22 protein-coding genes are annotated in these 22,075 nt (G+C 63.4%); 12 read left to right on the top strand and 10 right to left on the bottom strand.

The features are described from left to right. Position 1 precedes the first annotated feature (1 nt). The 3 genes from NKI96_RS25110 to NKI96_RS25100 form a co-directional block, all read right to left on the bottom strand. The gene (locus tag NKI96_RS25110) at positions 2-937 is read right to left on the bottom strand and encodes a carbohydrate ABC transporter permease (RefSeq protein WP_023669802.1); all 936 of its coding nucleotides are present in this window, start codon (positions 935-937) and stop codon (positions 2-4) included. After that, complete coding sequence (locus tag NKI96_RS25105; RefSeq protein ID WP_023683029.1) at positions 930-1,823, bottom strand: carbohydrate ABC transporter permease; 894 nt, start codon at positions 1,821-1,823, stop codon at positions 930-932. Before NKI96_RS25105 ends, NKI96_RS25110 begins: the two co-directional genes overlap by 8 nt. Before the next feature lie 81 nt (positions 1,824-1,904). Continuing rightward, a complete protein-coding gene (locus tag NKI96_RS25100) occupies positions 1,905-3,143 on the bottom strand; it encodes an ABC transporter substrate-binding protein (RefSeq protein ID WP_023835023.1) in 1,239 nt (412 codons plus the stop codon). A gap of 392 nt (positions 3,144-3,535) precedes the next feature. Between NKI96_RS25100 and NKI96_RS25095 the strand changes: the two genes are divergently transcribed. Next, the gene (locus NKI96_RS25095) at positions 3,536-4,579 is read left to right on the top strand and encodes a LacI family transcriptional regulator (protein WP_023824641.1); all 1,044 of its coding nucleotides are present in this window, start codon (positions 3,536-3,538) and stop codon (positions 4,577-4,579) included. A gap of 34 nt (positions 4,580-4,613) precedes the next feature. Here the strand turns inward: NKI96_RS25095 and gnd are convergent, their stop codons facing one another. Further along, entirely contained in the window at positions 4,614-6,041 is a 1,428-nt protein-coding gene (gene gnd / locus NKI96_RS25090) for an NADP-dependent phosphogluconate dehydrogenase (protein WP_352806766.1), read from the bottom strand. Positions 6,042-6,247: 206 nt separating this feature from the next. On the opposite strand from gnd, the gene NKI96_RS25085 reads away from it, so the two are divergent. Further along, the gene (locus NKI96_RS25085) at positions 6,248-6,685 is read left to right on the top strand and encodes a VOC family protein (protein WP_023692002.1); all 438 of its coding nucleotides are present in this window, start codon (positions 6,248-6,250) and stop codon (positions 6,683-6,685) included. A 25-nt stretch (positions 6,686-6,710) separates the two neighbouring features. Here the strand turns inward: NKI96_RS25085 and NKI96_RS25080 are convergent, their stop codons facing one another. The 5 genes from NKI96_RS25080 to NKI96_RS25060 all read right to left on the bottom strand — a co-directional run bounded on the left by NKI96_RS25080 (position 6,711) and on the right by NKI96_RS25060 (position 11,061). After that, on the bottom strand, positions 6,711-8,336 hold the full coding sequence (locus tag NKI96_RS25080; protein WP_352806763.1) for a copper resistance CopC/CopD family protein: 1,626 nt from the start codon (positions 8,334-8,336) through the stop codon (positions 6,711-6,713). 53 nt (positions 8,337-8,389) lie between these two features. Beyond that, positions 8,390-8,908, bottom strand: coding sequence for a YcnI family copper-binding membrane protein (locus NKI96_RS25075; protein ID WP_023700138.1), 519 nt, complete (start codon positions 8,906-8,908; stop codon positions 8,390-8,392). A 39-nt stretch (positions 8,909-8,947) separates the two neighbouring features. Further along, positions 8,948-9,487: a copper chaperone PCu(A)C gene (locus NKI96_RS25070; RefSeq protein WP_023704234.1), complete on the bottom strand. Its 540-nt coding sequence runs from the start codon at positions 9,485-9,487 to the stop codon at positions 8,948-8,950. A 104-nt stretch (positions 9,488-9,591) separates the two neighbouring features. Then, positions 9,592-9,948, bottom strand: coding sequence for a DUF2946 family protein (locus NKI96_RS25065; RefSeq protein WP_023728562.1), 357 nt, complete (start codon positions 9,946-9,948; stop codon positions 9,592-9,594). A gap of 210 nt (positions 9,949-10,158) precedes the next feature. After that, positions 10,159-11,061, bottom strand: a complete 903-nt coding sequence (locus NKI96_RS25060; protein ID WP_023700141.1) for a GntR family transcriptional regulator — start codon at positions 11,059-11,061, stop codon at positions 10,159-10,161. 257 nt (positions 11,062-11,318) lie between these two features. Here NKI96_RS25060 and NKI96_RS25055 point away from each other — a divergent pair, with 257 nt between their 5' ends. The 7 genes from NKI96_RS25055 (at position 11,319) to NKI96_RS25025 (ending at position 18,923) form a co-directional block, all read left to right on the top strand. Beyond that, positions 11,319-12,824: a UxaA family hydrolase gene (locus tag NKI96_RS25055; protein ID WP_023820503.1), complete on the top strand. Its 1,506-nt coding sequence runs from the start codon at positions 11,319-11,321 to the stop codon at positions 12,822-12,824. 52 nt (positions 12,825-12,876) lie between these two features. Then, positions 12,877-13,875 carry an aldo/keto reductase gene (locus NKI96_RS25050; RefSeq protein ID WP_352806760.1) on the top strand — a complete coding sequence of 333 codons (999 nt, stop codon included), beginning with the start codon at positions 12,877-12,879 and terminating at the stop codon, positions 13,873-13,875. Between the two features lie 73 nt (positions 13,876-13,948). Then, entirely contained in the window at positions 13,949-14,164 is a 216-nt protein-coding gene (locus NKI96_RS25045) for a hypothetical protein (protein WP_023669815.1), read from the top strand. A gap of 12 nt (positions 14,165-14,176) precedes the next feature. Continuing rightward, complete coding sequence (locus NKI96_RS25040) at positions 14,177-15,169, top strand: ABC transporter substrate-binding protein (protein ID WP_023669816.1); 993 nt, start codon at positions 14,177-14,179, stop codon at positions 15,167-15,169. Between the two features lie 147 nt (positions 15,170-15,316). Further along, entirely contained in the window at positions 15,317-16,840 is a 1,524-nt protein-coding gene (locus tag NKI96_RS25035) for a sugar ABC transporter ATP-binding protein (RefSeq protein WP_031197627.1), read from the top strand. Between the two features lie 23 nt (positions 16,841-16,863). Beyond that, positions 16,864-17,829: an ABC transporter permease gene (locus tag NKI96_RS25030; RefSeq protein WP_023683015.1), complete on the top strand. Its 966-nt coding sequence runs from the start codon at positions 16,864-16,866 to the stop codon at positions 17,827-17,829. A 74-nt stretch (positions 17,830-17,903) separates the two neighbouring features. Beyond that, positions 17,904-18,923 carry a zinc-binding alcohol dehydrogenase family protein gene (locus NKI96_RS25025; RefSeq protein WP_352806758.1) on the top strand — a complete coding sequence of 340 codons (1,020 nt, stop codon included), beginning with the start codon at positions 17,904-17,906 and terminating at the stop codon, positions 18,921-18,923. Between the two features lie 98 nt (positions 18,924-19,021). On the opposite strand, the gene phnF is transcribed toward NKI96_RS25025, so the two are convergent. Further along, on the bottom strand, positions 19,022-19,771 hold the full coding sequence (phnF, locus tag NKI96_RS25020; RefSeq protein ID WP_352463288.1) for a phosphonate metabolism transcriptional regulator PhnF: 750 nt from the start codon (positions 19,769-19,771) through the stop codon (positions 19,022-19,024). Positions 19,772-19,889: 118 nt separating this feature from the next. Here phnF and phnG point away from each other — a divergent pair, with 118 nt between their 5' ends. From phnG to NKI96_RS25005, 3 genes are read left to right on the top strand one after another with little or no spacing between them, the layout of a single operon-like run. Then, a complete protein-coding gene (gene phnG, locus NKI96_RS25015) occupies positions 19,890-20,351 on the top strand; it encodes a phosphonate C-P lyase system protein PhnG (RefSeq protein ID WP_023700148.1) in 462 nt (153 codons plus the stop codon). Then, a complete protein-coding gene (phnH, locus tag NKI96_RS25010; RefSeq protein WP_352543190.1) occupies positions 20,351-20,962 on the top strand; it encodes a phosphonate C-P lyase system protein PhnH in 612 nt (203 codons plus the stop codon). The genes phnG and phnH overlap by 1 nt, the downstream gene beginning before the upstream one ends. Next, positions 20,963-22,075 carry a carbon-phosphorus lyase complex subunit gene (locus NKI96_RS25005; RefSeq protein ID WP_023669823.1) on the top strand — a complete coding sequence of 371 codons (1,113 nt, stop codon included), beginning with the start codon at positions 20,963-20,965 and terminating at the stop codon, positions 22,073-22,075. It begins immediately after the preceding gene.

Here is a 22,075-nt window from a genome sequence, read left to right as displayed (position 1 = left end):
ATCACCCTTTCACCGCACCGGCGGCGATGCCGCGCACGAAAAGCTTGCCGGAAATGAAGTAGACGATGAGTGGCACAAGGCCGGTCAGGATGGTGGCGGCCATGTTGACGTTGTACTCCTTCACGCCTTGCACCGAATTGACGATGTTGTTGAGCTGCACCGTCATCGGATAGGTGTCGGGGCGGGTGTAGACGACGCCGAACAGGAAGTCGTTCCAGATGCCGGTCACCTGCAGGATGATGGCGACGACGAAGATCGGCAGCGACATCGGCGCCATGATCCGCAGGAAGATGCCCCAGAAGCCGGCGCCGTCGACCCGTGCCGCCCTGAACAGCTCTTCCGGCATCGAGGCAAAATAGTTGCGGAACAAAAGCGTGAGGATCGGCATGCCGAAGATGGAATGGACGATCACCAGGCCGCTGAGGCTGCCGTAGAGGCCGATCTCGCGCAGGATGATGACGATCGGATAGATCATCACCTGATAGGGGATGAAGGCGCCGACGATCAGGATGACGAAGAATGTGTCGGCGCCCTTGAAGCGCCAGTTGGCGAGCGCATAGCCGTTCACCGAGGCGATCGCGATCGACAGCAGCACCGACGGCACGGTGATGCGCACCGAATTCCAGAAGCCGCGCGAAAGCCCGTCGCAATTCAGGCCGGTGCAGGCGGTCGCCCACGCCTTCACCCACGGTTCGAACGTGATTTCGAGCGGCGGCGAGAAGATATTGCCCATCCGTATCTCGGGCATGCCCTTGAGCGAGGTTACGACCATCACGTAGAGCGGCAGCAGATAGTAGACCGCCACCACGATCAGCGTGCCATAGAGGAAGATATTGCGGCGCGAGAAGACATGCCGCGGCTTCGGCCCGCGCGGCCCGGAGGCTTCGCGCTCGGCGGCACCCGCGCTGGCGGGCAAAGGGACGGCCGGGTCAGCCACGCTTCCTGCCTCCAAATTCAAGGTAGGCCCACGGCACGACGACGATCACCACCGAGAGCAGCATCATGGTCGAGGCGGCAAAGCCCTGGCCAAGATTCTGTGCGAAGAACATGTAGTCATAGACATATTTGGCCGGCACTTCGGAGGCGATTCCGGGGCCGCCGCTGGTCTGGGCGACAACGAGGTCGTAGACCTTGACGATGCCCGACGCGATGATGACCAGCGTGGTGATGAAAACCGGCCGCATCATCGGGATGACGATGAACAGATAGGTCTTCCACATCGGGATCCCGTCTACCCGCGCTGCCTTCCAGATGTCCTCGTCGATGCCGCGCAGGCCCGCCAGCATCAGGCACATAATGAGCCCGGTGCCTTGCCACAGCGCCGCAATCGAAATGCCGTAGATGACGATGCTGGAATTGTAGAGCGGGTCGAAGTTGAAGCTCGTCCAGCCGAGGTCCCGCACCACATGCTGGATGCCGAAATCCGGATTGAGCAGCCACTGCCAGACCAGGCCGGTGACGATGAAGGAAAGCGCGAACGGATAGAGGAAGATGGTGCGGAACGTGTCCTCGAAACGGATCTTCTGGTCGAGAAGCGCTGCAAGCAGGAAGCCGATGACCAGTGAGAACACGAGCGAGATCGCGCCGTAGATCAAAAGGTTCTCGATCGAGATCAGCCAGCGCGGCGTCGCCCACAGCCGGTAATACTGGTCGAGCCCGGCGAAATTCAGCCGTGGCAGCAGCTTCGAATTGGTAAAGGAATAGAACACCGTCCAGACGGTGCCGCCGACGAAAACCACCGACGCGGTGAGGATCATCGGGATCGAGGCGACCTTCGCATTGATGTTGCGGAACAGCGGGTTGGGGCGTTCGCTCTTGCTCATCTCGTCAGCCGGCTGGGTAAGGGCGGTGCGATCCCGGCCCTGCTTTCGCAAGGCCGGGAGCGAGGTGTATTGCCTCCAACGTCAGTCTGCCGAAGCGATGAGGTCGGCGAAGCGCTTCTGCGCGTCTTCGATGGTCAGGTCCGGCTTGGCGAAGAATTCGGCGAAGAGATCTTCCTTCTGCTTCTGGGTATCCTGCGAAAGCAGTTGGTCCGTCCACGGGATGACGGCGCCCTTGGCGAGGATGGCCAGACCCTTCTTCATGCAGTCGTTCGCCGCATTGAGATCGACGTCACCGCGCACCGGCAGCGAGCCCTTCTTGAGATTGAAGGCGACCTGAGTCTTAGGGTCGAGCAGCGTCTCTGCCAACACCTCCTGCGCCTTGGACTTGTCGGCATCCTTGAGCAGCGGGAAATAGAAGGCGTCGCCGCCGGTGGCGATCACTTCGTTCAGACCGAGGCCCGGCAAGCAGGCATAGTCCTTGCCGGCGACCTTGCCGGCAACCTGGAACTCGCCTTGCGCCCAGTCACCCATGATCTGGCCACCGGCCTTGCCGGTGATGACGAGATTGGTTGCCTGGTTCCAGTCCTGCACATTGGTGTTCTTCGCCATCTTGCGGGCATCGTCGGCGGCCTTGAAGACCTTGGCGATCTCGGGCCCGGCGGCGAACTTGGCATCCTTGTCCTTGTAGACCTTAAGGAACGCGTCGGTGCCGCCGACCGCCGCCAGCAGCACGTCGAAGGCGCCGGAAGATTGCCAGGCCTGTCCGCCGACAGCGAGCGGGATGATGCCCGCCTTTTCCAGGGCGGGCGCTGTCGCCACGAATTCATTCCAGTCCTTCGGCAGCGGCACGCCGGCCTTCTCGAAGGCTTCGTTCGACAGCCACAACCACTGCCAGGAGTGGATATTGACCGGCACGCAATAGATCTTGCCGTCGATGGTGCAGCTGTCGAGCAGGCTCTTCGGCCGCACGATTTCCGTCCACTTGCCCTTGGTGGCGACATCGGTGAGGTCGCGCATCAGGCCGGCCTGCACCAGTTCTTCGGCCTGCCGGCCGTGATTGAACTGGGTGGCGCCCATCGGATCGCCGCCGGTGATGCGGCTGATCATGATCGGCCGTGCCGTGCCGCCGGATCCGGCAATGGCGCCGTCGACCCAGTGATTGCCGGTGGCGTCGAATGCCTTGGCGAATTCCGCAACCGCCGCCGCCTCGCCGCCCGACGTCCACCAATGGGTGACTTCCAGGTCGGTGGCGGCCGCCGGGCCGGCAAGCTGAAGCGCGGCCGTCGCGGCAAGGGCAGCGGTCAAAAGTCTATAGCGCATTTCGGTTCCTCCCAGAATCTGAAACGTTACAGATTTTCGATACGGCAATTATGCGGTGCGTGCAACCCCTGAGATAAACGCGCTCGAATGTTTTTTCGAGGCGCGAACAAATTCAGTGCGTGCAAACCGGCAAACTCCGCGCAAAACCGGGTGCTGCGCTGCAAAATCATGCTGCAGCGCAAGAAAACCGTCTCGAACCTGATGGTCGCGCAACGTTTCTGGCCGCCAAAACCCTGCCAAAACCATGGCTTGAGAGGCCCACGCGCTGCGATGTTGGAAATCTGTAACGTTTCAGTATATTGAGGCCTGACTGCGAAGAACCGTGCCACATCGTCATCGAAGCGATTGTCGGCTGGTCCGGCGGCTGCTATGCGCCTGACGGGGCGGGACGAATGGACAGGGACCAGACGGACAAGGACGACGAGGCGTCGGCGCATGAGCGGCCGACGCTGAAGACGCTTGCCTTCATGACCGGGCTCGGCGTCACCACCGTCTCGCGCGCGCTCAAGGATGCACCCGAGATCGGCGCCGAGACCAGGCGGCGGGTTCAACTCGTCGCGAGGCAGATCGGCTACCGGCCGAACCGCGCCGGCGTGCGCCTGCGGACCGGCAAGACCAATGTTATCAGCCTCGTGCTCAATACCGAGCGCGAGATCATGAGCTTTGTCTCGGACATCATCTACGGCGTCTCGGAGGTCATTGCCGACACACCCTATCACCTGATCGTCACGCCCTACTCGCGCTCGCAGGATCCGCTGGACCCGGTAAAATATCTGGTCGAGTCCGGCTCGGCCGATGGCGTCATCATCTCACGCACGCAGCCCAACGATCCGCGCGCCCGCTACATGCTGGAGCGCGGCATACCCTTTGCCACGCATGGCCGCACCGACATGGGGCTTGTCCACCCCTATCACGACTTCGACAATTACGCCTTCGCCGCCGAAGCGGTGCGCCATCTGGCCGGCGTCGGCCGGCGCCGGCTGGCGCTGGTAGCGCCGCCGGTCGGGCTCACCTATTACGACCACACGGTCAATGGCTTTGCCGACGCACTGAGCGAGGTCGACGCCAGCGAAGTGCCGTTCAACGCCGTTTCGATCGACCAGTCGATCGATCAGATCAGGACGCGGACCGCGCAGTTGATGCGCCGCGACGTCAGGCCGGACGGTTTCGTCAGCAGCGCCGCCGCAGCGACGCTGGCAATCGTCGCCGGCATCGAGGATGCCGGCCTGAAACTCGGCCGCGACGTCGATGTCGTGTCCAAGCAATCGTCGGAACTGCTGCATCTGTTCCGCCGGGAGTTGCTGATCGTCAACGAAGACTTCCGCCTCGCCGGCACCGAGCTTGCCCGCGCCGTGCTGGGCTGGATAGGCGGCGCGGCACCTGGCTCTTTGCAGACTGTAGTCAAGCCAGGCGACGTCGTCGCGTATCAGGGCTGACTGGCACGACCTGAGAGGTCCGCCTCACCTGACCCTAGCCGGCAGCGCCGCTGCCCCATGGGCCATGGAAAGCCCCCTGCTCGCCGATGCGCTCGAAACCATGCGCGCCGAAGAAATCGCGCTGCGCCTGGATCAGGTTCGAGGTGCCGCGGCCCTGGCGGTAGCTGTCGAAATAGGCAAGCGCCGACGCCAGCGCCGGCACGGGCGAACCGGCCTCCGACGCTCTTGCGACGATGCGCCGGAGCGACGGATGCGCCTCCTGCATCATGGTGGTGAAAGCCGGCGCCATCAAAAGGTTGGTGGACGCGCCGCCCGAGCCGAAGGCTTCCGCCATGGTGTCGAGCATCTGCGAGCGGATGATACAGCCGGCACGCCAGATCTTGGCGATGGTCGGCATCGGCAAGTTCCAGTTGAACTCCTTCGAGGCGGCGCTCATCACCGCGAAACCTTGTGCATAGGCGGCGATCTTGCCGGCGAGCAGCGCCAGCTCCAGGTCTTTCAGAAGTGCCGCCTTGTCGCCGGAGATCTTGATGACGCCGATATTGCCATAGGCTTTTTCGGCCGCCTGCCGCTCATCCTTGATCGAGGACAGCACGCGGGCCGCCACCGCCGCCTCGATGGCCGTCGCCGGAATGCCGAGCTGCTGCGCCTCGATGACAGACCATTTGCCGGTGCCCTTCTGGCCGGCACGGTCGAGGATGATGTCGACCACCGGCTTGCCGGTCTTTGCATCGTCGGCGGCCAGCACCTTGGCGGTGATCTCGATCAGATACGAATCGAGCCGGCCCTTGTTCCAGTCCTCGAAGACCTTGCCGATCTCCTTCGGCCCCATGCCGAGACCGTCACGCAGGATGCCGTAGATCTCGGCGATCATCTGCATGTCGGCATATTCGATGCCGTTGTGGATGGTTTTCACGAAATGCCCGGCGCCGTCTGTGCCAAGCCAGGCAGCGCACGGTTCATCCTTGAACTTAGCCGAGATCGCGGTCAGCACGCGTTCGACGCGCTTCCAGGAGTCTTCGGTGCCGCCGACCATGATCGACGGTCCATGGCGCGCGCCTTCCTCGCCGCCGGATACGCCCATGCCTATGAAGGTGAGACCTGAGCCCGACAGTTCCGAAAAGCGCCGCATCGTATCGCGGAAATTGGCGTTGCCGGCATCGATGACGATATCGTTGTCAGACAACACGCCGCGCAGCGCTTCGATCTGTTCGTCGACCGGCTTGCCGGCCAGCACCATGATGATGACCGGGCGCGGCGGCTTGATCGCAGCTGCCAGTTCCCCCAGGCTGTAGCAGGGCACCACCATGTCCCTGAGCGAACCGGCGCCTTCGAGGAAGGCATCGGTGCGCGCCTTGGTGCGGTTGAAGACGGCGATGCGGTGCCCGTGCTCGGCAATGTTGAGCGCGAGGTTGGAGCCCATTGTGCCAAGGCCGATCAGGCCTATTTCGGCTTTTTCCATCGTTTCTTCCCTGCTTTCGGATTTTGTTGAGGCCGCGTTTTTCGGGATGCCCATTTTTCGGCGAGATGATTGACGGGCCTTTCGCGCCACGTCAACCGCCTCGCCGAATTGTGTTGCGTCTGCGTTGTGTCAGACCGAGTCAGGAAGGGCCAGTTGGTGACCAGGCGACGCCTTGCCGATCGAACATATGACGTTAGGTTGAACTTATGGCAGTCAAACGGATGGACAATGTCGGAATCGTCGTCGATGACCTCGACGAGACGATTGCCTTCTTTCGCGAGCTCGGCCTCGAACTGGAAGGGCGGGCGACGATCGAAGGCGAGTGGGCCGGACGTGTCACCGGGCTCGGCGATCAGCACGTCGAGATTGCCATGATGCGCACACCGGATGGCCATAGCCGGCTCGAGCTCTCCCGCTTCCTCACGCCGACGGTCGTCGCCGATCACCGCAACGCCCCGGTCAATGCCCTGGGCTACCTGCGCGTCATGTTTACCGTGGACGACATCGACGACACGCTTGAAAGGCTCCGCAAGCGTGGCGCGCAGCTGGCCGGTGAAGTCGTCCGTTACCAGGACGTGTATCGGCTCTGCTACATCCGCGGGCCGGAAGGGCATCTTATCGGGTTAGCCCAGGAACTCGGCTGAGCGCCCTTCGCAGGCGGGCTGAATATCACTCGGCGCGGATATCGATCGGCGCTTCGATCTTTACCACTTCGAAATCCGAAACCAGAATATCGAGCCGCGCCGTCCAGCGGCCTGGAATCGGAATGACGAGATTATCGACGCGCCAGGTGCCGTCGCCTGGCTTGGTCGCCGGACGCTTGATCGGCTCGATCCCCGAATCGGGCTTGGACAGCACCAGCGTCACTTCCTTGGCGTCGAGCGGGCCGAAATCGCCATCCATGATGACGATGGAGGCGGTGACCTCCCCGGTATGGCCGGGCGTGATGTCGATGTCGGCCATCGCCTTCATAGTGTGGATATGGGTCGACGTCGGTTGTGCCGCGGCGATTGCCAGGGCCCGTGGCGGCGGCGTGAAGCGCCAGCCGGCGGCAACGCCGAAGATCAGGAGCACGATCAGCATTTCGACTGAGATCGAGCGGCTAAGCCGTCGCCGCACTTCCGTCGCTCCGGCCTCGGCCAAGGCGGTGAGCCGCCATCGATTGACCGCCGCCAGCGTGAACAGAAACACCAGCAGCGCCAGCTTGATCAGCAGCAGCCGGCCATAGGCGGTATTGACCAGTGCCGCCGGTGTCTGCACCTGGATGATGGCGAGCACCACACCGGCGGCGGCAAGCACTACCACCACGGGCATGATCGCGCGCGAAAACCGCCGCAGGAACGCCCCGGCTTCCACCGATTGGCTGCTCAACGCCAGGCCGAGCGGCAGCAATGCTCCAGCCCAGAAAGCGATGCCGGCGCCATGCAGGAACACCATAGGCCGCGTCAGCCATTGCGGTTCGGCTGCACTGGCATGGCCGCTGGCGGCAAGGGCTGCACCCACACCGGCCAGCCCGGCGAGCGCCAACGGCCTGGCGCCAGCACGCGATCCGACCAACGACAGCAGGCCAAGCCCGAGCGCCGCCAGCGAAATCAGCACCGTCCAGCCGAAGCTGGTGCCAAGCGCCGTCCGCCAGACCACCGGTTGCGCCAGCCGGGCGAGTGGCGCGCCCAGCGCGTCCAGCCCCTGGAACCCGAGCGACAGGGGTGCTGCGACCAGCCCGCACAGGATGGCGGCAATGACGAAGCGCTGGCCTGAGCGCTGGCCTTGCGCCAGCCATGTCAGCGCGAAGGCGCCGCCAATGCCGAGGAAAAGCCCGATGTAGAGAAGAACCTTGCCGGTCCAGATCGCTGACCGCAAATCTATATCGACAGCTTCCCCCACCGCCGGCGCCGCACTTGGCGCGCCAACGGAAAACAGCACCGAGCCGCCGACCGGATGGCCATCGGCGGAAATCACCCGCCAGCTCAAGACATGGGTGCCCGGCCCGAGCTTTTGTGGATTGTCGATCTCAACCGTTTGGTCGCTCAACCGAAACGAGGTCAAAGCGACAGGCGTACCGTCGGGCCGCACCAAGGTCAGCACCAGCGGCGACACAGGCTCGCTGAAGGTCAGCGAAAATTGCGTCGGCGCTCGCTCCAGAACCGCGCCGTCGGCAGGCTCGGCCTTGATCAGCGCCGCATGGGCAAAGGCCTGGTTTGGCGTGGCAAGGACGGCAAGCAGCAGGATCGCAGCCAGCAGGCCGAAACACCTGCCGACTGTCCGTTCTATCCGCTGGAAACAGGCCACGGTCATGCCATCCACCAAAACAGTGGCGCGCCGCTTCGAAGCAGCGCGCCGCCAATGCATCATTTCTTCGGCAGCAGGTTGAGGCCGGGCGCCGGATCTTCCAGCGCATCCTCATCCTGACCAGCCGCCGGAATCTCTATCCAACGCGTGGTGGCGCCATCGCATTCCTGCACCACCGGAAAATAGAGTTTTTGCCCGGCCGGCAGATCGGCGGCCAACGTGCCGCGGAAGACGAACTCGTCATAAAATTCATCCGGCAGGCTGCCGCCGCTCCAGTCGACTTCCTTGACGCCCGAGGTCACCGCCTCGCCATAGAGCTGGTAGGATTTCTCGTACTTGCCTTTCTTGACCTGCAGCGTCCAGCCGGGCTTGGGCATCGGCTTCACACCGATCACCCCTTCCGGGATCTGCACGCGCACGGCAATCGTCGCCTTGCCTTCGCAGCCATGCGGCACGCGCAGCACGGCCTTGTAGGTCGAACCGACCGCAACCTCCTGTGTTTCGAGCGTGATATGGGCGAAGGCGGCACTTGTCCCCAGGACGAGGAATGCAGCGGCCGGCAAATGATGCTTGTTCATGATGGGTCCCTCTCGAAAAAATTGATTGGCAATAATTGGTCAGTCGTTGTCTTCCAGGGGTGGCGCGCTGCCTATGGCTTGCACGGCAAACTCGACGGTCACGGTTCCGGCCCTCTCGAAAGTCAGCGTAGCGGCAAACATCTGGCCTTCTTTAGGGGGCTGCTTCAGATCCATGAACATCACGTGATAGGCGCCGGGACCCAGCGTGACCTTGCCGCCCGCCGGGATATCCAGGCCACCACTGACCGGACGCATGGTCATGACGCCATCCTTCACCCCCATTTCATGCAGTTCGGCCTTGCCCGAAATGTCGGAGGAAATCGATAGCAGCCGGTCTGGCGCGCTGCCCTTGTTGACGATGGTGAAATAGCCGCCGGCAACCTTGGCGCCGGCCGGCGTGGCGCGCGACCAGGGATGCTCGATCTCGATGTCACCGGCCTTGAATTCATGCGCAAGGACGGAATGGGAGCCGACGAACAACAGTGCAAAGGCGAACAGGGCGCTGCCGAGACGCTGCTCGATAGTGCTGAATAAACGGGTGCTGCGGTGCAACGCGCCGGCACGAAGAAAACGGAACATGGGTAGGCTCCATGAATATAAGGTCGCGCCGTTGTCGGGCTGCGAACGTGTTTGTCATTGGATGATTATCGCCTGCGCAGGTTACGCAAAGCGAGCGGCGGTTTTCAGCCCGCAAGCGGCGGCGCGCGCGGATTGGCCGGAGAGCGCTCGCGCGTGACGTCGGGATGCCTGACTGCCGGCGGGGCAAAAGCGACTGTTTCCAAGTACTGGCTGACCGGCGCCAGGCCGACGCCTGCCGGCGGCGCATAGGCGACGGAGGCCATGCTGCAGCCGAGCATGCAGCACGCCGGCATATGCTGCTGGTGCGGATCGCCGCCGGGAAGCTTGACCGCTCCCTCATGGCTGCAGATGACATTGCCGAAAGCGTCGAGTTGCGAGGCATCCGGCGCAATGCCGAAGGCAAACACGCCGAGCGTCGACTGGAGCAGCAGCACACAGGCCGCGACAAAGGCGGCCGTCATGCTCCATCTCTTACGCCGGAAGTCCAAAGACCTGCCTCTTCACGCAGCAACGCGTGGATATCTAGCACGCGGCATGTCGGCGGAAAATCGCCAAATCATCGCTGCGGCAACGCGGCGCGTTCGATCCATGTCGCACAAAAGTGCGCAGCGGTTTGGGATAACGCATGAGGCAGAGATCTTGTGCGCATAACGTCCCTTCGGACGTCGCGCTCAGGAAGCCGGGCGGCCGCCGATTTCCGGGATCGACGTCAACAGCGTGTGGCGTGCCGACTTCAGATGCTTGCGGCAGGCGGCGTCGACCTTGCCGAGATCGCGCGATTTCAGCGCCGCGATGTAGGCGAGATGCTCGCCAACCGCGACTTCGTTGCGTTCGCGCTCCTGCGCCTTGTTCCACTGGTAGTGGTAGTGAAAGATCATGGCGATGACGTCGTAGAAATCGACGATGAAGCGGTTGTGCGACGCCCGGTGGATCAGCCGGTGGAAGCGCTCGTCTAGCTCAGAGAATTCGTTGAAGCGGATGGCGATTTCGCTGGCCAGAAGCCGGTGCTCGTCTTCCAGCCGGTCGAGATCCGCCCAGACCGGACTATCCCCAGGCAAGGCGGCAAAGGCCGCCGCCGAGCGTATCTCGAACATTTCGCGGATTTCAGTGAGTTCGAGCGCAAAGGCACGGGTAAATCCTTTCAGCACCCAGTGGCTGTTGCGCCGCTTCTCGATCAGGCCGAAGCGGGAGAAGCGGATCAGGAACTCGCGCACGCTGGTGGTGCCGACGCCGATCTCGCGCGCCAGTTCGAGCTCGTTGATCTGCATGCCGGCCTCTGCACCGCCGGCCAGCAACCTGCGCATAAACGACCGCTCGATGATCTGGGCCAGTGTGTCTGTCTCCTCCTCGGGGAAGAAATCATCCGGCTTCGGCGTCCTGAGCACTGTCTTGCTGCGTTTGTTCCACGCGATCAGCCCGGTCTCTTCCATGCGCGCCAGAATGGTGCGCACGGTGGTCCGGCTGACGCCGAGCAAAGTGCCCAGTTCCGGCTCCGACGGCAGGCTCTGCGTCTCATCGAGCAGCCGCAGACCCCTGTTGTAAGCGTCCTTGTAGACGTTGTTGCTCTTCGACATCCCTGCCCCGTTGCGCGCCGGCGCTTGCTGTGGCTGGCTTGAAGCGCGATATCACATATGTCCTGGCGCTGACCCGGCAAAGCAAAACGCTCTGCGTGTCAGACGCCGCTCCCCACAAGCCAAGCATCCGTCGGACGCATGGTCTCCTCCTGAAAAAACAATTGACGCACAAATGTTTTTTCACGATAAAAGACATTATATGTAAACAGACGCGTGTCAATCCGCGCATCCCCAGGAACAGACCCAGGAAACTGCCCGTGAACGCCTCGAACAGCATTCTTCTGTCCCCCGCCGACAATGTCGCGGTCGCCAATGGCCGCATCGAGATCGGCACCCCTCTGCCCGGCGGCGCCCTCGCCACGGCCTTGATCGAGCCCGGCCACAAGGTGGCGATCAAGCCTATCGCCGCCGGCGAGGCGGTGGTCAAGTATGCCCAGGCCATCGGCCGCGCCACCCAGGACATCGCGCCCGGCGACCACGTCCATTCGCACAATCTGGTTTTTGAATCCGGCCGCCTGCCGGTGGTGCCGCCGAGCGAGGCCGAGCACGCCACCGAAGCTGACCGCGCCCGGACATTCATGGGCTATCGTCGCGCCGATGGCCGTGCCGGCACCCGCAACTTCATCGGCATCATCGCCAGCGTCAATTGCTCGGCCACCGTCTGCCACGCCATTGCCGACGAGGCCAACCGCGTGCTGTTGCCGAAATATCCGGGGATCGACGGCTTCGTCCCGATCGTCCATGGCCAGGGCTGCGGCATGAGCAGCACCGGCGACGGCATGATGGTGCTGCACCGCACGCTCGCCGGTTACACCCGCCATCCGAATTTCGGCGGCGCGTTGATGGTCGGCCTCGGCTGCGAGGTCAACCAGCTCACCCTTTACGGCCAGAAGGGTGCGGCGGCGGGAAAACGCCATTTCAACATCCAGGACGCCGGCGGTTCGCGCAAATCGGTCGCAAAGGCGATGGGCGTGCTCGCCGAAATCGCCGAGGAAGTCGGCCAGTATCAGCGCGAGCCGATCCCGGTCTCGGAGATCGTCGTCGGCCTGCAATGCGGCGGTTCCGACGGCATGTCGGGCATCACCGCCAATCCCGCGCTGGGAGCGGCGGTCGACATCCTGGCCGGCGTCGGCGGCATCGGCATCCTGTCGGAGACGACGGAGATCTATGGCGCCGAACATCTGCTCGCCTATCGCGCGGCAACGCCGGAGATCGCCAAGAAGCTCGACGGTTTCGTCAAATGGTGGGAGGACCATGTCGCCAAGCACGGCGCCTCGATCGACAACAACCCCTCGCCCGGCAACAAGCGCGGTGGCCTGACCACCATCCTGGAAAAGTCGCTGGGCGCCGTGGCCAAAGGCGGCCAGACTCCGCTCAACGGCGTCTTCGGTTATGCCGAAAAGGTCACCGGCAGTGGCCTGGTGTTCATGGACACGCCCGGTTACGACCCGGTCTCGGCGACCGGTCAGGTGGCGGGCGGCGCCAACATCATCGTCTTCACCACCGGCCGCGGCTCCTGCTTCGGCTGCCGGCCGACGCCGTCGATCAAGGTCGCCACCAACTCGACCATGTACCACCAGATGGAAGAGGACATGGACGTCAATTGCGGTGTCATCGCTTCGGGTGAGAAGACCATCGCCGGCATGGGCCGGGAACTCTTCGAACTCATCGTCGAGACGGCATCGGGCCGCAAGACCAAGAGCGAGGCGTTCGGCTACGGCGACAACGAGTTCGTGCCGTGGCACCTCGGCGCGACGCTCTAACCACCGACGAAAAAAGCGGGCTGCAACGACTGCCCACAAGGGGAGGCTTTGGATGGACAAACGCCGCATCGGCACGACTGCGCTCGAGGTCACCGAGATAAGCTTCGGCGGAGCGGCGATCGGCGGGCTCTACCGGGCCTGTCCGCGCGAATCGGCGATGGAGACGCTGCAGACAGCCTGGGATGCCGGCCTGCGCTATTTCGACACCGCGCCCTTCTATGGCTTCGGCCTGTCGGAGCGGCGGACCGGCGATTTCCTGCGCTACAAGCCGAGGGATTCCTATGTGCTGTCGACCAAGGTCGGCCGCCTGTTCCGCCCGGTGCCGGAAGACCAGGTTCCCGATCATTCCTATGTCGACCCGCTGCCTTTCGCGCTCGACTACGACTACTCGTATGACGGCATCATGCGCTCGGTCGAGTTCTCCTATGCCCGGCTCGGGCTGAACCGGATAGACATCCTGTTTGTGCACGACATCGGCACCTACACACATGGCGTCGAGAAGACGAAGCTGCACTTTCGCCAGCTGATGGACGGCGGCTTGAAGGCGCTGGACGAGCTTAAAACGTCGGGTGTAATTTCCGCCTATGGGCTCGGCGTCAACGAGGTGCAGATCTGCCTCGACGTGCTGCGCGAAGCACCGCTCGACTGCATCCTGCTGGCCAGCCGCTATTCGCTGCTCGACCGCTCGGCTGAAGCCGAGTTGCTGCCGCTGTGTCGTGAGCGACAGACTTCGCTGATCATCGGCGGCGTCTTCAACTCCGGCATCCTGGCGACCGGACCGGTGCACGGCGCGCATTTCGACTATCTGCCGGCGACGCAGGACATACTCGAGCGTGTCGGCGCGATGGAGAAAATCGCTGATGAGGGCGGATATCCGCTGGCGGCGGCTGCATTGCAGTTTCCGCTGCAGGAGCCTGTCGTGGCCAGCGTGCTGACCGGAACGGCCAAGCCCGCCAACCTGACGCGCAACCTCGACCTGTTCGACGTCCAGGTGCCGCAAGCGGAATTCGCCCGCTACGCTCCCTACACCATCGTGCAGGAGCTCGGCTGACGAAACGCCACAATCACGGTTCTCAAGAAGGAATGAATATTCCATATTGACTCGACGGTGGAATTAATATTCCATGATGATCAAGGAGGATCGGGAGCGTCTGGACGTGGCACTGAGGATCGGCAGGGAGGTTTCCCCGCCAAGCCATGCGCAGGCCGATATGAAACACCGCTTGCGTCGGCCGGACCGATGCACTATCAAAAAGCGGCAACTGTTTTTTATTGATAAAGTTCTGTTTGGGCCGCGCCTATCCAAATGGAGCTTCCGTAACCTTCACCGGGCGATCTAGGGAGGATTCCTAATGAAATTCGTGACCAGCATTCTCAACCGCCGCTCACTGATGGCACTAGCTGCCGCCTCGATGCTTGCCGGCACGCTGCACACGGCGCCGGCTTCGGCGGCGGACGTGACCATTCCGATCATCGTCAAGGACACCACGTCCTTCTACTGGCAGATCGTCCTGGCCGGCGCCCGCAAGGCCGGCAAGGATCTCGGCGTCAACGTACCCGAACTCGGCGCCCAGGCTGAAACCGACGTCAACGGCCAGGTCTCGATCCTCGAGAATGCCGTCGCCGGCAACCCGGCCGCGATCGTCATCGCGCCGACCGAATTCAAGGCGCTCGGCAAGCCGATCGATGAAGCGGCCAGCAAGGTCAAGGTCATCGGCATCGACTCCGGCGCCGACTCCAAGGCGTTCACCTCGTTCCTGACCACCGACAATGTGCAGGGCGGACGCGTCGCCGCTGACGGTCTTGCAGCAGCCATCGGCGAAGCCAATGGCGGCAAGATCGAGGGCGACGTCGCCCTGATCACCAACGCCCCGGGCGCCGGTTCGCTGGAGCAGCGCAAGCAGGGCTTCACCGAGCAGCTGGCCGCGAAATATCCGGGGCTCAAGCTCGTCGCGGACAAATATGCCGACGGCCAGGCGACGACCGGTCTCAACATCGCCACCGACCTGATCACCGCCAACCCGAACCTCAAGGGCATCTTCGCGTCCAACCTGATCATGGCGCAGGGCGTCGGTCAGGCTGTCGCCGAGAATAACCTTGGCGGCAAGCTGGCGCTGGTCGGCTTCGACAGCGACGAGAAGCTGATCAAGTTCCTCAATGACGGCGTCATTTCCGCGCTCGTCGTCCAGGATCCGTACCGGATGGGCTATGACGGCATCAAGACCGCGCTCGCCGCCTCGAAGGGCGAGAAGGTCGAGGCCAATGTGGACACCGGCGCCAACCTGGTGACCAAGGCCAACATGAAAGACCCCAAGATCGACGCCCTGCTCAACCCGAAGCTCTGAGCCCGTCAACCAAAAATCCTTTCCGGGGCCTCGCGCCCCGGAAACACCGGATACAAGCTTGAATATCCACAGGCTTGAATCACCTCGACGATGCGGCTTGACTGCATCGCAACGTGCCAATCGTAAGGCCAATCTGGGAGGATTGTCATGACGCCCACGGCGCAGGAACTGCACCCGGCCCCAACGCTAGCGCCCGGCAGGACGATCCTCGAACTGCACGGGCTGGAAAAACGCTATCCCGGCACGCATGCGCTGAAGCCCGTTCACCTTGCCTTCAAGGCAGGTGAGATCCACGCCATCGTCGGCGAGAACGGCGCCGGCAAATCCACCTTGATCAAGCTTCTGACCGGCGTCATGCCGCGCACCTCCGGCGATGTCATCTGGGAGGGCAAGCCGGCAGCGCTGGCAACCCCACACGAGGCGATGGCGCTGGGCATCAACGCCGTGCATCAGGAGGTCGTGCTCTGCCGCCATCTCACCGTCGCCGCCAACATGTTCCTCGGCGAGGAGAATTCGCGCTTCGGCATCCTGCAGCAGCGCGCCATGGTGAAGGAAGCGCAGAAGATCATCGACGGTCTCGGCTTCGATCTGCCGGCGCATGTCATGCTGGGTGACCTCACCATCGGCCAGCAGCAGCTGATCGCCGCCGCCCGCGCCACCGTGCGCGGCACCAAGTTCCTGATTTTCGACGAGCCGACCGCCTATCTCACCCGCAAGGAAGCCGACCAGCTGTTCACGCTGATCCGCAGGCTCAAGGGCGAAGGCGTCACCATCATCTACATCAGCCATCGCATGGAAGAGGTGTTCGAACTCGCCGATCGCGTCTCGGTGCTGCGCGACGGCACGCTGGTCGGCACCCGCAACATTGCCGAGACCAATGACGCCGAGCTGGTCAAGATGATGATCAATCGCTCGATCGAGCAAGTCTACCACAAGGAGCATTTCACCCCCGGTGCCGTGATCGTTGAAGCGAAAAACCTGTCGGGCAAGGGCTTCGAAGACGTCTCGATGACAGTGCGTGCCGGCGAGATCGTCGGGCTCTATGGCCTGATCGGCGCCGGCCGCAGCGAGTTTGTCACCACGCTTTATGGCCGCCACAAGAAGTCGGCCGGCCAGATCCGCTGGCAAGGCAAACCGGTGCTGATCAATTCCGAGCACGACGCGATCAAGCTCGGCATGGCGCTGGCGCCGGAAAGCCGCCGCGACCAGGGCCTGTGCCTGAACCTGCCGGTCGGCCTCAACCTCAACCTGCCGATCTACAAGCGCATCTCCAACAACCTGCTGATTTCGAACACGAAGGAAAAGGCTGAAGCCGATCGCCAGATCGCCGGCCTCCGCATCAAAACGCAAACACGCGGCGCCCTGGCCTCCAGCCTGTCCGGCGGCAACCAGCAGAAGATCGTCATCGGCAAATGGCTGGCGCACGGCGCTAAGCTGTTCATCTTCGACGAGCCTACGGTCGGCGTCGATGTCGGTACCAAGGCCGAGATCTACCGCCTGTTCGGGGAACTGTTGTCCAAGGGCGCCGGCATCATCCTGATCTCGTCCTATCTGCCCGAGGTTTATGAGCTCGCCGATACGCTGCACGTGTTCCGGCGCGGCAAACTGGTCGCCAGCCATGGCTTTCGCGCCGCCAGCCACGAAGACGTGCTGACGCAGGCGATCGGCTGACAAAACAAGAAACGGGAGGAACCATGAGCATCGAAACCGTCGCGATCGAAAAACCGAAACGGAACTACAACGTCCTGTTCGGGCTGACGCTTCTGGCGTTGCTGGTTCTGCTCTGGATCGTGCTGTCGGTGGCGACGCCGAGCTTCGCCTCCTCCAACAACATCGCCAATCTTTTGCGGCAGGGCTCGATGATCGCCATCATGGCGGTCGGCCAGACCTTCGTCATCATCACCGGCGGCATTGACCTCTCGGTCGGCGCCGTGGTCGGCTTCGCCACCGTCATTGTCGCCATGATGATTAATGCCGGCTTCCCGATCTGGGTCGCCATTCTGGTGACGCTGCTGGTCGGTGTTGCCATCGGCCTGTTCCATGGCTTCGGCATCGTCAAGATGGGCCTGCCGCCCTTCATCATCACGCTGGCGACGCTGACCTCGTTGCGCGGCATCGGCCTGTTGATGACCAACGGCAACTCGATCAACATCAACAGCGACAGCTTCACCGCGTTCTCGCGCAGTTCCTTTGTCGGCATCCCCAATCTGTTCTGGATGGTGATCCTGGTCGGTATCCCGGCCTACATCTTCCTGCACCACAGCCGCTGGGGCCGCTATCTCTTCTCTGTGGGATCCAATGCCGAGGCCTCGCGCCTCTCGGGCGTCAATGTCCAGCGCACCATCTACATGGCCTACACGCTGTCGGGCCTATGCGCGGCCTTCGTCGGCGTGCTGCTGGCGGCGCGCATCGGCATCGGCAACCCGACCCAGGCCGAAGGTTGGGAGTTGCAGGCGATCGCCTCATCGGTGATCGGCGGCACCTCGCTGTTCGGCGCCGTCGGCTCGGTGCATGGCCCACTGCTCGGCGCCTTCATCCTGGCCACCATCAACAACGGCGCCAATCTGCTCAACGTCAACTCGTTCTGGCAGCGCATCATCACCGGCGCGCTGATCATAATCATCGTCTATTTCGACGGGCTGCGCCGTCGCGGCAAGTAATTCTCCCTGACCTTCTGCGCCGGCCTGCTTAACAACGGACCGGCGCCTTTTTTGAGAAACACTGGAATTGCCGAATGAAAGCTGTTGTCTGCCGCTCGCCCGGCGAGCTTGTCCTGGAAGACCGGCCGGCGCCAGGAGCGCCGCCTGCCGGCTGGGCGCTGGTCGCCGTCAGCCATGTCGGCATCTGCGGCACCGACTACCACATCTTCGAAGGCAAGCACCCGTTCCTTGCCTATCCCCGCATCATGGGCCATGAAGTGTCGGGCACCGTCGTCGAGACCGGCGAAGATGTCGACCTTGCCGTGGGCGAGCCCGTCATCATCAATCCCTATCTCGCTTGCGGAAAATGCATCGCCTGCCGGCACGGCAAGCCGAATTGCTGCGTCAGGATCGAAGTGCTTGGCGTCCATCGCGACGGCGCCATGGCCGAGCAGATCCTGGTGCCGGCGCAGAATCTTTATCCGGCAAACGGCTTGTCGCTGGCCGATGCGGCGGCGGTGGAATTCCTCGCCATCGGCGCGCATGGCGTGCGGCGCGCTCGCGCCGAACCAGGCGCCCGCACGCTGGTCATCGGCGCCGGGCCGATCGGCCTTGGCGCAGCGCTGTTTGCGCGCATCGCCGGGCTCGATGTCAGCCTGCTCGACATGAGCACGGAGCGGCTGGATTTTGCAAAAGGCGAACTCGGCTTCGCCACGCTCGACGGCTCACAAAAAGCGGCAGCCGAACTGGTGCGCGAGGCAACCGGCGGCGAAGGGTTCGACATCGTCTTCGACGCCACCGGCAACACCGCCTCGGTGCAGTCGGCCTTCGCCCATGTCGCGCATGGCGGCACGCTCGTGCTGGTCAGCGTCGTCAAGGATGACATCGTCTTTTCCGACCCGGAATTCCACAAGCGCGAAATGACATTGATCGGCAGCCGCAACGCGCTGAAAGTCGATTTCGACCACGTCGCCGCCTCGATCCGCAACGGCGCCGTGCCGCTGGCAAAACTCGTCACCCACCGCACCACGCTAACCGGCACACCGCGTGATCTCGCGCGCTGGGCGCATGAGAAATCGGGGCTGATCAAGGCTGTGATCGAGGTTGGGGCATAACATCGCAGGTGGTCCCGGCCCGAATGATGACGACCCGCGCAGGTTGACTCCCACTCCGTCCTCAAAACGCCAGGCCGGTGAAAAATAGGCGCGCCCCGCTACAGCGCCGACAGTTTCAGCTCCACCCGCTCCGCCGGAAACCGTGTTTCGGCGAACTGGATCGGCTGGCCGTCCGGTGTGACGTTGACGGCGACCGCGACCAGCACGATGGCGCCGGGCTGCAAATCGAGATCGGCAAGGTCGGCGGCGTCGGCGTGACGCGCCGACAGAACCGTCGATTGCCGGAGATAATCGTCGATGCCGAAACGCCGGAGCGAGGCGGTTATCGAACCGGTCTCCGCCATCACGGCATCGATGCCGGCGAAGCGCTTTGCTTCGTACCAGCTGGCGGCGCGGGACACCGGCCGTCCATCGGCTTCGCCGCGCGTCTCCAGCCGGATCACCTCGGTGCCCCTGGCAAGGCCGAGGCCGTCGGCGACGCGCTGGCTGGCCGATTCAACTACGGACGTGAGCAGCACGATATGCCGTTCCGAAGTCTGTCCCTGCAGGCCCGTCGAAAAACGCGTGCGCGCGCCGATCGGATAGGACAGCCGCTTGCGCGACAACACGAAAGTGCCGCGTCCCTGCTCGGCCCGCAGCACACCGTCCTGTACCAGGGCCGATATGGCGCTGCGCACCGTGTGGCGGTTGACGCCGTAGCGTTCGGCCAGCGCCATCTCCGGCGGCAGCGCGGCATTCTCGGCGAAATCGCCGGACGCAATCGAATGCAGGATCTGGTCGGCGATCTGCCGCCAGAGCGAGACGCCACTGCGGCGTTCAATGCTGCTCGCGCTCTTTTGAGCCACCATTTCCCCCCCGCTCCACCCCCTGTCATCCACCCGTCATGGACACGGGTTAGATAATAGGTATAATTTGTATAGTTGTCTATATCACTAGACAAATTTTATTTGGTCAGGGAGTAACCCAATGCGAGGACAGGAAGCGCGGGAACAGGCCGAGCGCAAAGACGTCATGGCAACGCTGGCGCAGGCTAACGGCGACGACATCGCCCGGCTCTGGAACGAGGCCGGCCTGACCTCCGAGGCCGAGCTTCTGCGTGGCCCGGAAACCGGTCTGGTCACCGTGCGTGGTCGCATCGGCGGCGGCGGCGCACCCTTCAATGTCGGTGAAGCGACGGTCACCCGCGCCACAGTTCGGCTCCCTTCCGGACAGGTCGGCCACAGCTACATGCTTGGCCGCGACAGGAAGAAGGCCAGGCTGGCCGCAATCGCCGACGCGCTCTGGCAGGACCCGGCGCAGCGGAGGACGGTCGAAACCGCGCTGGTGGCGCCGCTGCGTGCCGCCCAAGGCGAAGCGCGCGAAAAGCGCCGCGCCGAGACGGCGGCAACGAAAGTGGATTTCTTCACCATGGTGCGCGGAGAAGACTGATGGACATCGCAGCTCAATCGATCGACGGCGGTTTCGCCGATCCGGTGTTCAACGCCCAGACCGTCTTCCGCGCAATCATGGACGCCATGGCGCGGCCGGGCAGCGTGCAGCCTCTGCCGGCCTTCGCCCGGCCGCCGGCGCCGCTGTCGGCAACCGCCGGCGCCATCGCGCTTTCGCTATGCGACAACGACACCCCGCTCTGGCTCGACCCTGCCTTGCAGGCGTCCGCGGCAGTCAAATCCTGGCTCGGTTTCCACACCGGCGCGCCACTTGCCAACACGCCGGCCGATGCGCATTTCGCCTTGATCGCCAACCCGGCCGAGATGGCTGCTCTCGACGGCTTTTCGCAAGGCACGCAGGACTATCCCGACCGCTCGACGACACTGATCCTGCAGGTCAGCAATCTCGTCTCGGGCGCGCCGCTGTTGCTCGAAGGTCCTGGCATCGAAGTCTCTGCCGCGATCGCGCCGGCACAGATGCCGCGTCATTTCGTCGAACAGTGGAAGCAGAACAGCCAGCGCTTTCCGCGCGGCGTCGACATCCTCCTGGCGGCGCCCAACGGTATCGCCTGCCTGCCGCGCACGACGCGCATCAATACGATGGAGGCATAAATGTATGTCGCGGTAAAAGGCGGCGAAGTCGCAATCGCCAATGCCCACAGCCTGCTTGCGGACCGCCGTCGCGGCGACCGTTCGGTGCCGGCGCTGCGCCTCGACCAGATCGTGGAACAGCTGGCGCTCGGCGTCGACCGGGTGATGAGCGAAGGATCGCTCTACGACCGGGAACTGGCGGCGCTCGCCATAGTCCAGGCGCGCGGCGACATGATCGAGGCGATCTTCCTGGTGCGCGCCTACCGCACCACACTGCCGCGCTTCGGCTACACCAACGCCATCGACACCGGCGCCATGCTGGTCGAGCGGCGCGTGTCGGCGACCTACAAGGATTTGCCCGGCGGCCAGCTGCTTGGGCCTACCTTCGACTACACCCACCGCCTGCTCGACCCGGAACTCGCCGCCGGCGCCGATGTCGCCGAACCGCTCCAGCGCGAGACGGAAACGCAGGCCATGCCGCGCGTTTCGACGATCCTCGCCCGCGAAGGGCTGATTGAGCCGGATGGCGACATGCCGCAGGACCATGTCCCCGGCGACATCACCCGCGAGCCGCTTGAGTTTCCGATGGCGCGCGACATCCGCCTGCAGGCGCTGTCACGCGGCGATGAAGGGTTTCTGCTGGCGCTCGGCTATTCCACCCAGCGCGGCTATGCCCGCAACCACCCCTTTGTCGGCGAGGTGCGTATCGGCGAGGTCGAGCTGGAACTCGACGTGCCGGAACTGCCCTTCGCCGTGCTGCTCGGCAAGGTCCGCGTCACCGAATGCCAGATGGTCAACCAGTTCAAGGGCTCGGCCAAGGCGCCGCCGCAATTCACCCGCGGCTACGGACTGGTCTTCGGCCAAAGCGAGCGCAAGGCGATGGCCATGGCGCTGTGCGACCGCGCGCTGCGCGCAACGGAACTCGGCGAAGATGTCGTCGCCGCCGCGCAGGACGAGGAGTTCGTCATCTCGCACTCCGACAATGTTCAGGCGACCGGCTTCGTGGAGCATTTGAAGCTGCCGCACTATGTCGACTTCCAGGCCGAGCTCGATTTGGTGCGCCGCATGCGCGCCGAATACGAAGCTCGAGAGAACCCTGCAAAGGTGGAAGAGAAGCGGGAGGCTGCCGAATGA

The organism is Mesorhizobium sp. M0292 (genome assembly GCF_040321695.1).
GTDB lineage: Bacteria > Pseudomonadota > Alphaproteobacteria > Rhizobiales > Rhizobiaceae > Mesorhizobium.
This window is presented reverse-complemented; position numbering and strand designations above follow the sequence as displayed.